The sequence below is a fragment of the Moorena sp. SIO3I8 genome (assembly GCF_010692325.1).
GTDB lineage: Bacteria > Cyanobacteriota > Cyanobacteriia > Cyanobacteriales > Coleofasciculaceae > Moorena.
In genome coordinates this window covers 1-13,721 of the sequence record NZ_JAAHHW010000156.1, presented here as the reverse complement: position 1 = coordinate 13,721, position 13,721 = coordinate 1, and the positions used below count along the sequence as shown (strand labels likewise).

The 13,721-nt window shown below is 43.0% G+C and carries 13 protein-coding genes and 1 pseudogene; 8 read left to right on the top strand and 6 right to left on the bottom strand.

Annotation, left to right across the window (positions count from 1 at the left end):
• Nucleotides 1-15: 15 nt before the first annotated feature.
• From F6K51_RS32475 to F6K51_RS32460, 4 genes and pseudogenes are all read left to right on the top strand, one after another.
• Nucleotides 16-936: pseudogene (locus F6K51_RS32475) on the top strand (glycosyltransferase); the annotation flags it as partial.
• A 299-nt stretch (nucleotides 937-1,235) separates the two neighbouring features.
• The gene (locus F6K51_RS32470) at nucleotides 1,236-2,309 is read left to right on the top strand and encodes an N-acetylneuraminate synthase family protein (RefSeq protein ID WP_293028620.1); all 1,074 of its coding nucleotides are present in this window, start codon (nucleotides 1,236-1,238) and stop codon (nucleotides 2,307-2,309) included.
• Between the two features lie 15 nt (nucleotides 2,310-2,324).
• Nucleotides 2,325-3,131, top strand: a complete 807-nt coding sequence (locus tag F6K51_RS32465) for an SDR family oxidoreductase (RefSeq protein ID WP_293028617.1) — start codon at nucleotides 2,325-2,327, stop codon at nucleotides 3,129-3,131.
• Between the two features lie 46 nt (nucleotides 3,132-3,177).
• A complete protein-coding gene (locus F6K51_RS32460) occupies nucleotides 3,178-4,650 on the top strand; it encodes an aldehyde dehydrogenase family protein (protein WP_293028614.1) in 1,473 nt (490 codons plus the stop codon).
• Here the strand turns inward: F6K51_RS32460 and F6K51_RS32455 are convergent.
• From F6K51_RS32455 to F6K51_RS32435, 5 genes are all read right to left on the bottom strand, one after another.
• Nucleotides 4,620-4,769 (bottom strand): hypothetical protein, encoded by a 150-nt coding sequence (locus F6K51_RS32455; protein ID WP_293028611.1) that lies wholly within the window; start codon nucleotides 4,767-4,769, stop codon nucleotides 4,620-4,622. The two genes, F6K51_RS32460 and F6K51_RS32455, sit on opposite strands and share 31 nt — an antisense overlap.
• Nucleotides 4,770-4,877: 108 nt before the next feature.
• Complete coding sequence (locus F6K51_RS32450) at nucleotides 4,878-5,075, bottom strand: type II toxin-antitoxin system RelE/ParE family toxin (RefSeq protein WP_365940448.1); 198 nt, start codon at nucleotides 5,073-5,075, stop codon at nucleotides 4,878-4,880.
• A 120-nt stretch (nucleotides 5,076-5,195) separates the two neighbouring features.
• Complete coding sequence (locus tag F6K51_RS32445; RefSeq protein ID WP_293028608.1) at nucleotides 5,196-5,768, bottom strand: hypothetical protein; 573 nt, start codon at nucleotides 5,766-5,768, stop codon at nucleotides 5,196-5,198.
• Between the two features lie 238 nt (nucleotides 5,769-6,006).
• Entirely contained in the window at nucleotides 6,007-6,630 is a 624-nt protein-coding gene (locus F6K51_RS32440; protein ID WP_293028605.1) for a DUF938 domain-containing protein, read from the bottom strand.
• Between the two features lie 109 nt (nucleotides 6,631-6,739).
• Nucleotides 6,740-6,907 (bottom strand): hypothetical protein, encoded by a 168-nt coding sequence (locus F6K51_RS32435; protein WP_293028602.1) that lies wholly within the window; start codon nucleotides 6,905-6,907, stop codon nucleotides 6,740-6,742.
• 377 nt (nucleotides 6,908-7,284) lie between these two features.
• Between F6K51_RS32435 and F6K51_RS32430 the strand changes: the two genes are divergently transcribed.
• The 4 genes from F6K51_RS32430 to F6K51_RS32415 all read left to right on the top strand — a co-directional run bounded on the left by F6K51_RS32430 (nucleotide 7,285) and on the right by F6K51_RS32415 (nucleotide 12,397).
• The gene (locus F6K51_RS32430) at nucleotides 7,285-7,518 is read left to right on the top strand and encodes a hypothetical protein (RefSeq protein WP_293028600.1); all 234 of its coding nucleotides are present in this window, start codon (nucleotides 7,285-7,287) and stop codon (nucleotides 7,516-7,518) included.
• A gap of 621 nt (nucleotides 7,519-8,139) precedes the next feature.
• Nucleotides 8,140-9,324, top strand: a complete 1,185-nt coding sequence (locus tag F6K51_RS32425) for a hypothetical protein (protein WP_293028599.1) — start codon at nucleotides 8,140-8,142, stop codon at nucleotides 9,322-9,324.
• Nucleotides 9,276-10,751, top strand: coding sequence for a caspase family protein (locus F6K51_RS32420; RefSeq protein ID WP_293028598.1), 1,476 nt, complete (start codon nucleotides 9,276-9,278; stop codon nucleotides 10,749-10,751). Before F6K51_RS32425 ends, F6K51_RS32420 begins: the two co-directional genes overlap by 49 nt.
• Nucleotides 10,748-12,397: a tetratricopeptide repeat protein gene (locus F6K51_RS32415; RefSeq protein WP_293028597.1), complete on the top strand. Its 1,650-nt coding sequence runs from the start codon at nucleotides 10,748-10,750 to the stop codon at nucleotides 12,395-12,397. Before F6K51_RS32420 ends, F6K51_RS32415 begins: the two co-directional genes overlap by 4 nt.
• 343 nt (nucleotides 12,398-12,740) lie before the next feature.
• Here the strand turns inward: F6K51_RS32415 and F6K51_RS32410 are convergent, their stop codons facing one another.
• On the bottom strand, nucleotides 12,741-13,271 hold the full coding sequence (locus F6K51_RS32410) for an N-acetyltransferase (protein WP_293028623.1): 531 nt from the start codon (nucleotides 13,269-13,271) through the stop codon (nucleotides 12,741-12,743).
• Nucleotides 13,272-13,721 lie beyond the last annotated feature (450 nt).

The window sequence follows — 13,721 nt, the reverse complement described above, 5'->3', positions numbered from 1 at the left end:
TAACTTTCTGTTGTTGTTGGTACCTATAATCGATTGAGTCTTCTGAAGCAATGTATTACTAGTATTCTTGAACAAACATCAACCCCTACAAAAATTTATGTAACTGATGCGGGGTCTGATGATGGCACTATTGAGTACTTAAATGCGATCGCATCGGAAAATCCACAGGTGATTCCGGTTTTGGTGGGCGAAAAGCTTGGTCAAGCTAAAGCCTATAATGATGTGTTCAGACTGGTAGATACTCCCTATGTGTGTTGGGTCAGTGATGATAATGTAATCGTTAACCAGGGTCTAGATACGGCGGTAAAAATACTTGAGGAAAAGCCGAAGATCGGGATGGTAGCTCTGAAAGTCAGGGATAAACAAGGGCCTTTCGTGAGTGCCCCTTACATCGGTGGTGTTTCAGTAGTTGGTGTATTAAATGTTAACCAAGGTGTGCTGAGAACTTCAGTATTAAAACAGGTGGGTGGATTCTGTGAAGTATTTCGAGATTATGGCATTGATCCGGATTTGACCACGAAAGTTTTATTTTCAGGGCATGATATCGTTTATACTAAAAAAATTGCTATTCATCATTACCGGAATTGGAGTTCGGATCCTAATTCTCCAGAATATGCCCAAATGATGGAGAGGCAAAAGCAGTATAAAGCCCTTTATGCGGAACGGTACTCAAAGTATGCTAAAGCAGGTTGGTTATGGCAACTGAAAAAGTATCTTTGGGCATTGTTTCGTAAAGGTATCGGGTTTGATCAACACTACAATTCAGACCAACCGATCTTCTGGAATCTCATCCCTCGGGATTGGCACAATATCATGACCAGTCGGTATATTAGTATCACTGATCCGATGACTACTCAAGGTAAAAGTTATCACTTAATTCAACATTGTCCAGGATATCTACGACCGAGATCATTTCAAGTCGAGCCGTTATCCTGATAGCTATCAGCGGTAAGCTATCAGCGGTAAGCTATCAGCGGTAAGCTATCAGCTATCAGCTTAAGCGCTACGCGCACGCTACGCGAACAGTTATCAGCTAATGCACTAAATCACAGGCTAGAAGCCTGTGCCACGCTACTTGAGGTGCTATCAGTTATCAGCTAAAGGCTGACGGCTGACGGCTGACGGCTAAATGCTGAGAAAAAGATAAATACGTATTGAAATCCTAGCTAATTAATGGTAAACCATTGGACAGTGGTGAAAAACCGATAGGAATTTATTGGTTGTAGGAGTGTAAAATGTCCCGAAGACTGACTATTAATGGCTTTGAAATTAATGATGATAGCGATTGCTTTGTAATTGCTGAAATTGGGAATAACCATCAAGGTAGCTTGGAAAAGTGTAAAGAAATGTTCCGGATTGCTAAGGAATGCGGAGCGAATGCGGTAAAGTTACAAAAACGAGACAATCGTACGCTTTACACTAAAGCTGCTTTTGACAGACCTTATGACCATGAAAATAGTTTTGGTTTGACCTACGGTGAGCATCGGGAGTTTCTAGAATTTGGTGCTTACGAATATCAGGAACTGAAAAAGTATGCTGAAGAAGTAGGGATTACGTTTTTCTCTACTGCTTTTGATATTCCGAGTGCGGACTTTTTGGGTGAGTTGGATATGCCAGCCTATAAGATCGCTTCTGGAGACCTTAAGAGCTTGTCCCTAATTAAACATGTTGCCCAATTCCAGAAGCCGATGATCGTTAGCACCGGTGCAGCTACTTTAGAAGATGTGCAACGGGTTTATGATGCGATTATGCCGATTAATCCCCAGTTGTGTATCCTCCAATGTACGGCAAGCTATCCAGCGGACTTTGAAGAACTTGACCTGAAGGTGATCGAGACCTATCGGGAACTGTTCAGTGATATTGTGATTGGTCTATCTAGCCATGATAACGGTATCGCTATGGCAGTGGCGGCTTATGTTCTCGGGGCTCGTGTGATTGAGAAACACTTTACCCTGAACCGGGCGATGAAAGGAACAGACCATGCTTTCTCGTTAGAACCGACAGGGTTGCGCAAGATGGTAAGAGACCTCAGACGCACTCGCCAAGCCTTTGGGGATGGGGTGAAGAAAGTACACCTGAATGAACGTCCTGCTTACTTCAAGATGGGGAAAAAACTGGTGGCTGCGGATAATTTACCTGCAGGACATGTTTTAAAGCCAGAGGATATCGCGATGAAATCCCCAGGGGATGGTTTACCCCCCTATGAATTGGACAATGTAATTGGTAAAGTCTTAACCAAACCCCTAAGGGTGGATGAGTCGATTACGTTGGCTGGGTTGGTGGAAAATGTTGAACAGGTTGCTGTGTAGGGTGTTGTTGGCTTTGTGAACTATTTTGACCTCTCTGGCAAAATCGCTATTGTGACTGGAGTCTTAGGTAAACTTGGACCGGTGTGGAGTCGGGCATTATTGGATGCTGGCGCAACGGTTGTGGGGATAGACCTACCATTGGCTCAGGTGCCAAGCTCCTTTGAGACACTTCAAGGGCATTATCCCAAGACTCGTTTGTGTTTGGAGCGGGGTGATATATGCGATCGCACTTCCATGACTACAATCCGCGATCGCATCCTGACTGACATGGGCATTCCTGCCGTGATTGTCAACAATGCTGGGATTGACCAACCTCCTGGTCCAGTGACAACCTATAGCTTGGACGAGATCCCCCTAGAGATTTGCCGCAAGGTGTTTGAGGTGAATGTCTTGGGAGCATTCCAGGTGACCCAAGTCTTCGGTAGCCCGATGGTGGAAGCTAGACGAGGTTCAATCATTAATATCGGTTCGTTGTATGGGAGCGTATCTCCTGATGCCCGGTTTTATGAGCATCTGGAGTGCGACCCTCCTTTTTTGAAACCCCCTGCCTATGGGGCATCGAAGGCAGCACTGGTGAATTTAACCCGGTACTTTGCTACCCACTGGGGACCCTTTGGTGTCCGGGTTAATGCCCTTTCTCCGGGAGGAGTATTGGGTGGACAGGATGAGGAATTCAAAGGTCAATTTTGCGATCGCGTTCCTCTAGGACGGATGGCCGAGTTTGAGGATTTACTTGGCCCATTAGTGTTTCTGGCATCCGATGCCTCTGCCTATGTCACAGGTATCGAACTCCGAGTCGATGGCGGTTTTACCGTGTGGTAGATTAGACTGGTTCCCTACTCCCTGTTCCCTCAAGGGGTAAAAAATAATGGCACAAGACTATTTACCGAGCCAAGTCTTGAACTGGATTGATGGTCAACAAATAGCAGCAGTCACAGGAGAATGGTTTGATAAGCTAGACCCCACTAATGGTCAAGTGCTATGTCAGGTGGCTCGCTCAAGAGCAGCAGATATTGAGCAAGCGGTAAGGTCAGCTAAACAGGCTCAACCGGCTTGGGCTGATACTCCCCCGGTACAACGGGGTGCTATCTTACACGAGATTGTCCTGGGGATGAAAGCCCGTCAGGAGGAGATTGCCAAGATAGTAGCAGCGGAAACCGGTAAGTCCTATGGTTCAGCTTATGGAGAAACTGGCGGTGCGATCGCATTAGGATTATTCTACGCTAGTGAAGGACAACGGTTGTATGGTCGCACCACTACCAGCGGTGTGGTTAATAAATATGCCATGACTGTGCGTCAACCCCTCGGAGTTGCTGGATTAATTATTGCGGCCAATACTCCTATTGCTAATGTAGCCTGGAAAATCTTTCCAGCCCTGGTTTGTGGCAATAGCGCTGTATTAAAAGTAGCAGAAGACACTCCCGCCACGGCTTGGATAGTTGGACAAATTGCTAAAGAGGCTGGGTTACCCCCTGGTGTACTCAATATTATTCAGGGATATGGTGAAGAAGCGGGCGCTCCCTTGGTTGCTCATAATGATGTGGCTGTGGTTAGCTTTACCGGGTCTACAGAAGTAGGACGAATTGTGCAACGGGTAGCTGGGGAGCGCTTTGGCAGGGTATCCCTGGAGTTGGGGGGTAAGAATCCCTTGGTCGTGTGTGATGATGCGGATTTGAACAATGCCATCAAGTGGACCTTACTCTCAGTGTTCAGTAATGCTGGTCAACGTTGTGCTTCTGCTAGTCGAATCATTGTCTTTGACAGCATCTATGATCAATTCCGTGACCAATTAGTGGAGAAAACTAAGGAATTAAAATTAGGTCCGACTGATCAGGATGACCTTGGTCCAGTGATTAATGAGCAACAGTTGACTAACATGATTGCAGCGGTGAAACAGGCACAGCAAGCAGGAGCAACGGTGTTGGTGGGAGGCGATCGCTTAACAGACCCTGACCATGCTACTGGTTTCTATATGGCACCGACCCTGCTAGAGAATGTAGACCCCCACGCGGAAATTTCTCAATGTGAATTATTTGGTCCGATTGCTAGTCTCTATCGGGTCAAAGACTTTAAGGAAGCTCTTGCTCTTGCTAACGATTCTCCCTATGGCTTAACTGCTTCGATTCACACTCGCAACATCCACCGTGCAGTACGGTTTTGTGAGAAAGTCCAAACTGGGGTAGCTGTAGTGAATGCCGGTACCTATGGCAGTGAACCCCATATGCCCTTTGGTGGACTCAAGCAATCCGGTAATGGTACCCGTGAACCAGGCACAGAAGCGTTGGATGTCTATTCTGAGTTGAAGGATATCTATATTAATATTGATCCTGAGCAATTTTGATCGTAAGGGAGTAGGGAGTAGGGAGTAGGGAGTAGTTGATGTAGGGTGGGCAGTAAGTTGATGTAGGGTGGGCAGTAAGTATCATACCGATGGTAACCTTTGAAATTGGTTTTATGCACTGCCCACCCTACGATTCTTTGGGATTGGTCTTAGGCACTGCCCACCCTACGATTATGCCCACTCACCCTAAATTTTAGCGATCGCTTGATCTATAATTTTATATTGCTTTAAGGAAAATAACGATAAAATTCTCGTCTATGGAGAACACGGGAGAATATGATAGTATCGCCTTTTAGGAAAAAGCCAATTCTATAATCCCCTACACGAATTCGATAGGCATTATCTTCTCCTTTTAATTTTTTGATGTTGTTGATATCCCTAAGATTGTGACAGGAGAGAATATCCTGAAATGTCAACTTTTTAATTGTCCTATAAACGGGGGTGCTTTTCAGAGATTTAATATCTTTAATAAGCGATGCAGCGCGGTCTTGGGGGTTTCCCCCATGAGCGACTGCATCAAGACAAGGTTGGAAGATATTCGGTTTTCATTCCTGATCTAGTTCTGCTAATGCTTCTTCCAAACTTAATGGGGTTTCATCTTTAACTTCCATCATAGCACGATATAGTCCTTCATCTTCAAAGCTTTCAATTAAACGTTTATAGTCCTGAAAATTAATGACTACTTTCTGGATATTACCTTGATTATCGGCAATCAATTCTTGTGCTAATGGATAATATTTAGGGTTTATTATTTCCTCTTCATTGCAGAAACTTTTGACTCCAATCTTAACTATATAAATAGCTACTGGAGTCGCCAATGCCAGAGGCAAATTACCAGATGCAGCTAGAGATGCAACCAACGCAGTAGTTACTCCAGCAAGTCGATCGTCTCTAAATTCATCTTGACAAATTATATGGCGACACCGCCTGGCTAAATTTTGCAACCAACTCTCTTTTATATCTATTCTGTCGATTCCGGCTTCCGAAGCTATAATTTCAGTCGCATACTCCAAATCTCCTTCCTCTTCTTCTATCTCATTTAGGGCAGCCAAAGCCTCTGGATAATTTGCCAATTGATACCGAAATTGCTCAATTTCTTCTCGTGTAACTGTAATCATAGAATTTTCGGTTTAAATGCTTAATTTTATTATAGCAATTTTCAATTATTTCATTTGATGTAGGGTGGGCAGTAAGTATCATACTGATGGTAACCTTTGAAATTGGTTTTATGCACTGCCCACCCTACGATTCTGAGGATTAATTTTATTTACTGTTGGTGGGCAGTGCTTATCAAAGCTACTACAGGCTTGGAAATTTATATTACGCACTGCCCACCCTACGATTAATTTTATTTACTTAGGTATGTTTAAATACTACCGAAAGATTATTAGCTGGCATTTGGTAAGTTTTTTCAAGGATGAGATTATGATTACTGGCAACCTCTACAACATCTTCTAAATTACGTACTCCCCATTCTGGGTTTTGTTGTCGTAAATAGGAGTCAAAATCAGCATTGGAAAGTGCAGTGTGTTTATTACCTTGTTTGTAGGGACCGTATAAATATAGAATATCTCCTGATGAAAGGATACGACCAGCACCTGCGATTAATCCTAGACAAGTAGACCATGGTGAAATGTGAATCATATTAATATTCACCATCGCTACAATATCTGGTATTTCTGATAGTATTTCCGTTTCTACTTTCCAAACTGGCTGACTGACATCAATATCAAGGGGTTGATGGAGGTTATCGCTAGGGGAATGGTTAGCCCAGGCGATGATACTTTCACGGAGGGAAGCATCGATATCCGAAGGAATCCATTTTCGAGGGTTTAACTGTTGTGAAAAATAGATAGCGTGTTCTCCGGTACCGCTAGCAATTTCTAAAATTGTGCCAGTGGCTGGTAATATCTCTAAAAGTACTTGTAAAATTGCTTCCCGGTTGCGCTGGGTTGCTGCAGCGTATTTTCTGCTGTCCACTAATTTTTCTCCCCGATAATGATAAGAGTGGGAACAGGCAAGATGCCCATTCCACCATCAGTAAAAAAGTTGGGTAGGGTGCGTTAGGGACGGACTCGCCCTGATTTTATCAGTAGCCAGTATTGGGACAGTCCGTCCCGTAACGCACCACAGGTTCAAACAGCATGCATTGAGATGCACCCAGTGGGAACAGGCAAGATGCCCATTCCACAAAGGTATTAATATCATCCCATACAGCGGAGCAGGCAAGAGGCAATAGGCAATAGGCAATAGGCAATAGGCAATAGGCAATAGGGAAACAATCCTCTTTAGCTGATTAGACTAAAAACCGCTATAAACATCAGTTTACAAGCTTTCAAAAAATCTAGGAAGTGGTGCGTTACGGGACGGAATGTCCCAACACTGACTACGGATAAAATCAGGGCAAACCCGTCCCTAACGCACCCTACATAACTGATAATAACAGAATTTATGTTATCATAAAAATCAACAAAATACAAATATTTTATATCTGATAATTTCCACAATGATCACACTCACCACCCTCTCCACAATCTCCATATTTCGTAATAAAAAAAATTTTCTAAACCCCTTGACATTTTATGTATTTATTGATAAATTAATACTATCAACCTTTTCAAACAATAACTAGTCATGAATCAAAACATTAACCCCAACTCCGATGACAATCAAAACCCTGACAATCAAGGTCGCAAACCGAAGAAAGTCAAGCACATCTTGATCGGTTCTCCTAAACAAGTTCGCCATACTATTTATGCCATTTATGCCCTTAAATACGCCTATCCTGATGAGTGGAGCACTCCGGAGCCTACGGAAAATCCTGGTGAGGTGATGACCACTTTGATTCGGTATTTGTACTTAGACTAGGATAGGAGTTTGCCAGGGTTTGCCGCCCTGGCGGCCAAGAATTGCCGAGGTTATTTTTTGCAAGTTATTTTGCGGAGGGGTATAATGTAAACAGGGTTACTCAGTACTTGCTGGAAAGCAGTTACTGAGTAACTTGACAAGAATGGATTACTTGATTCAGTTTTTGTTTGGATTTGATAACAGCTAAGCTGTACTCAATTAGGTTTACAAAATAGAATTCGGTCAAGCATTGGGGTTAACCAACACTTGACCGATTTTTTTTTATCTAAGCTTAAGCGCTACGCGCACGCTACGCGAACAGCGGTCAGCTATCAGCTATCAGCTATCAGCTATCAGCTATCAGCGTTCAGCTATCAGCTATCAGCTATCAGCTATTAGCTATCAGCTATCAGCTATCAGCGGTCAGTTATCAGCTATCAGCGGTCAGTTATCAGCTAATGTGCTACGCACACGCTACTTGAGGTGCTATCAGCTTTGGGCCTGTGGCCAAGCTACACCGAACAGCTTTTGAATAAAATAAGCTGACCGCTGACCGCTGACCACTGACCGCTGACCGCTGACCGCTGACCGCTGACCGCTGAGGGTAAAATATATAGATATTGATCAACTATCTTCTAAACTATGACAACTCTCGTATTTGTCCATGGCACAGGGGTTAGGCAAGCTGCCTATGAGCAAACCTTTAGGATAGTTGAGGGTTTTGTCACGAAACAACGTCCGGATATTACCGTTGTTCCTTGCTGTTGGGGTGAGCAATTTGGCAGTAAGCTCAATGCTCAAGGGGTTTCGATACCGTTGTATGATGCTACCTTAGCTCTGGATCAGGGAGAGGAAGAAGAGCAAGAAATTATTCTTTGGCAGCAGTTATATCAGAATCCCCTTTATGAGTTGGGATTGTTGTCTTTACAACCTAGCGCTAATGCTGATAGTAATCCCTTTGGAGAACAACGAGGTGATCAATTACATGATCAGTTGCTGGCTTTGACTCCTACTGGAGAATTGCAGGCTAACTTACAAGCAGCTGGCATAGCAGAGGGGTTTGATCAGGCACGACGCCATGTTACTGGCAGTGATGTTTATCAAGACGTATTAAACCAAGTCTCTGATTCAGATAGTGACTGTTATGATACTATCGCAAGAGCAATTATTGCTCAGGCAATGTTTGACTGTCAGCAGAACAGTCAGAATCCTATAATACTTCCTAATCCGGAATTGCGTGATCAACTGGTGAAATCACTCAGTGATGCTTTGGGTAAGGAGGAAGACTTGGGATTGGGTGACTGGCTCAAACAACCACTTTCTTTGTTGGCGAGTCCAGCTACAGCTTTGGTGAGGAGTAAAAGGGGTGCAATTACTGAAGCAAATACTCCTACACCTGGTGACATTATACTTTATCAAAGTCGGGGTCAGCAAATACGTGATTTTATCCAGAAAACGATAGAAGACGCTGAACCACCAGTAGTCATATTAGCCCATAGTTTAGGAGGGATTGCTTGTGTTGATTTATTAGTTACTCAACCAATGGCACAGGTGACATTATTAATTACAGTGGGTTCTCAAGCCCCGTTTTTATACGAAATTAATGCCTTATATAGCCTAGAATTTGGTCAGCCTCTGCCCGACTTTTTTCCGGAGTGGTTGAATATTTATGATTTACGCGATTTCCTTAGTTACATTGGCGCTAATCTATTCCCTAATAAAGTCCAAGATGTTTTGGTGGACAGTAAACAACCCTTTCCCCAAGCTCACAGCGCTTATTGGACAAACCCTGCTACCTGGAAGGCAATTATCCCACGATTACCATGACTATTACTGCTAACCCAGAACAAACCTATGGGTTGATTGTCGGTATCGAGCACTATCAAGCAACAAACTGGAATGTTAATGGTCCCGTTCATGATGCCATCAAGTTTGCTGATTGGTTGTTATCACAAGGAGTGCCAACAGATAATATCAGGCTCTGTTTGTCACCCTTAAACGGTAATAGTAAACTTGTTAAAGAATTTGATATAAATTCAGAGCCAGCAACGGAGCATAATCTAGTTAATATCATTACTAATGACCTGTCCCAAAAAACGGGAGAGTTGCTGTTTATATTTTGGGCAGGTCATGGTTTGATTACTTCGGAGCGAAATCGCAGGCTACTTTGTGCTGATGCTAGTAAAACGAATTGGCAGAATCTAGATTTTAATTCCCTGTTACTGCTTTTAGGGTCAGATGCTTTTAAAATTCCCCATCATATTTGTATAGTCGATGCTTGTGCTAATTATCTTTTAGAGTCAAAAGGGCGACCAACTAATTTGGGAGGGAAACAGTTTCCTAGTGGTCAACCCAAGAAAGACAGTAAACAGTTTGTTTTACTAGCTACGAGAGAAGGGGAGAAAGCCAGAGTTAACTCCTCCGCAAAAACGGGATACTTTTCCCAAGCGGTAAGAGAAGCGTTGGAGCATCATGACTGGCTGCCAGATATGGCAGTAGTTGCTGAACAGGTTAAGCAACAATTTGCTAGTTTAAATAAACAACAACTACCAACCTATTTTTATCGTCGCAGTTGGAATGGTGATCAGGAGGATTATCATCCTAATCCCTTTGAGGTTGCCCACAATATACCCAGTACTCAAGCCTGTAAGTTTGTGGATAGACACCAGCCACTGGAAGAGTTACATCAGCTATTACAGCAAAATAATATTGTAGCAATTACTGATATTATAGGTAAGGGGGGAGTAGGAAAAACAGAACTAGCAATTCAATACTCTTGGTACAATTTAGAAAATTATCCCGGTGGTTGTTGTTGGTTAAATCTCCAGGGAGTGGATATTGTAACCCAGCTCTCGGAATTTGCAATTGTGAATGATTTTCCTAGTTTTAAGATTCCTGAAAATCTCAGCATTGCTAGCCAACTTGCTTATTGCTGGAAAAAATGGCAACCAGGTAAGGTTTTATTAGTTTTCGATAATGTCACTGACATCGAGCAAATCGAAAAATACTTACCGCCCATGGGTTCTCGATTTAGGGTATTAATTACTACACGTAGCTCACAGTTACCCTATGCGTCAATTCCTCTAGGGGGATTACCAGAAACAGAGGCTCTAGAATTATTAGCAAAGTTGTTAAGGCAAGAGTTTGATCAAAAAGACCTAGAGTTTGCCAAAACACTCTGTAAAAAAGTAAGCTTTGAACCTTTAGCGTTATACACTTTGGCAGGGCTGTTCTCAAAGCCAGGGACTACATGATGCTAGAAGAAATTTTATTGCTCCTAGAGCAGAAGCAATCTCAAGAAGGTGACTCTGGTACAGATGTTGTGCTGGAACTCAATTGGGATTGTTTACAGTCTTCAGCTCAAACCATGGCTGCTCTGCTGAGTTTGTTTGCTTTAGCGCCTATGCCATGGTCATTAGTATCAAAGGCGGCTAGGGCTGCTAGCTTGGACTTTGATTTGGTCGTTAATCGGGATATCTTAGTTCAAAAGTATTTACTCCAGCAGTTGGATGATAATACCTACCAACTTCAGGAACGGATTAGAGAATTTTTGAGTATCAAGGGGGAAGAATTAGCTGATATTGAAAAACTAAAATGGGGCTTTTGTTCAGCGATAGTAGCAATAGCAAAGGATATTCCTGAGACCCCAACTCAATCAAAAATTATAGAAATTACCCCTGCTATCCCTCACCTGGTGGAAGTTGTCACTAACCACAACGATTACTTAAATGACGAGGATTTAATCTGGCCTTTTATTGGCTTAGGCCGCTTTTACCAGGGTCAAGGCGCTTACGAACAAGCTTTGCCTTGGTATCAGCAATGCTTATCAACGGTTAGAGAGCGCTTGGGTGAAGAACACCTATATGTGGCAAGCAGCCTCAACAACCTGGCGGGACTTTACTGGAGCCAGGGGCGCTACCAAAAAGCCAAACCCCTTTTCCAAGAAGCTTTAGACCTAAGGAAACGCCTGCTGAGTGAAGAACACCCAGATGTGGCAGACAGCCTCAACAACCTGGGCGGACTGTACAAAAGCCAGGGGCGTTACCAAGAAACGGAACCCCTGCACCAGCAAACCGCAAAGCTGAGGAAAAAGCACACCATAAAGCTGAAGAAACCCTTGCTGGGTAAACAACACCGAGATGTGGCGAAACCGCTTATCCTACTATTTGAGGAAAATAAATTTCCTGATTGTCTGACAATGGAGTTTAAAGTCGAGCCAGTCTCGACAGGGATTTTTTCATCTCGCAAGATAGAGCAATTGAAGCTATACCTGACTATTCAATTTAATGAACAGTGGGTGCAGATGCCATTCGGTCGAGTTAGCTTCGGACTCAAAGGTGGAGAACTCAGGCTAAGGCTGAAAAATGGCAAGATCCCTTTGGCAGCCCGTAACTTCAGTGGCTCATTTGACCCTGATGTTGAGAAAGAGAGGAAACAGCAAGAGAGTAAGGAAAATCACAGTAAAGTCGAGGCTTCTTGGAATAAAAATCAACCTGGAGTTAAAGGTAACCATGGTCAAAAAAATACAGGAGGAACAACCGATGAGTTTCAGTTCATTGACCCTCAGATCACAACGAAGGGTTCAGAGGAAACTCCAGCTTGGGTTTTTGAGGTAAAAACGGGTCAACCCGTGTTTAAAGGATTACTCAAGGAAGTCGAGCTGGGAACAATAGATGTAATGGCAAAGCCTTGCTACATAGAAGCTACCTTTGAAGTTTTTAGGCCAGATGTTTATCTGACTGGAGCTGAAGGGTTATGGTCTCCCGAAATTAGTCGGGAAGAACGTGTAGTCTTAGATAGAAAGATTGCCTTACTGATTCTAAAACACCAATTAAAACCTTATTTAAGTAAAGTGGTACTAAAGTATGACTTATCTCCTAGGTTTGCTATGAGCAATTAGTATCAAATAATTGCTATAAACTTTAATATTCAAGGCTTTTATGGATTGAAAAACGCAATTTTAATAACAATTGATTTTTATATAAATCCTAAATAATTTGTAAATTATTAAAACTATAAAATCATGGCTTTACAATAGTTACAGCTATTCCTAAAACCACTATTATTCATGAATTATTAAGATTACTATAGTGTTTATCGCAGTTATGATATACAGTCATCTTTGATGTTGATTCCCTGTCTTGATGCAGTGATCGCTATTGCCTATTGCCTATTGCCTATTGCCTATTGCCTCTTGCCTTTCGCGTAGCGTTATAAAACCCTGACTTGATATTACCAACCTATCACCATAGTTTAGGATTATTTAAAGACTTTACGCATTTGATATTCACAGCAGCATCTGGCTCCTCTATCTCGCCAAGTAGGAGCGCCTGCCAACCAAAAGGCCACTCCAATGGATATGGAGTAATGAAATGTGTTGCCAACTCTGCCTTAAAGCCAAATCGTTCATAATACCTAGGATCACCATATACGAATACAATAGTCACATTCATACTACCCAATCGCTTAATCCCAGCATCAATTAGTTTACTCCCAATACCATTACCTTGGCATTCTGGCTTAACAGCGAGTGGTGCCAGAATATACCCATGGAAATCTGGTTTTTCGCCAATAAATACAGGACTATATGCAACGTTTCCAATTATTTCATTGTCATCGACCGCTACTAATGATAGGGTACATGGCTCGGTAATATTGGAGATGAGGTCATCAGCCAGACCTGCCACAATATCACCCTCCCCGATCGGAAAGGCCGATATATGTAAGGAGCGCACGCTCTCACGATCCCTTATTTCTGCATCTCGGATAATCATGTTGTGCGGCTTCATGTATTGAGTTATTATTTAATTCTATATCCCATAAGGTACAACTTGATCCCCCTAAATCCCCCTTAATAAGGGGGACTTTGAGGTTGAAAAGCGTACCTCATAACTGATATACCAATCCTAAATGAATTGTGATAATTTTTGTTCCCTTTTCCCTACTCCCTACTCCCTACCTGGCTGCCTGACACATCTGTGTGAAACCAAGACGTATCAGGCTCGACACTGTAACGACTGAATCCGTGAGAACCAGATGCGATTGACATGCAGTCACGCTACGCGAACGTAAAAATCCTGACGAGCTTTTTGAGCAAGCTTAGCACGGTTGCGGGTCTTTGGGTAGCAAGGGGACGGGTGTTAAAAGTTGACGACTTTTGTGGAGGACTCCCGTTAGCCAGCGCAGACCAATTTTCAGGTAGCTCAGACCCCTTTGCCAATGAG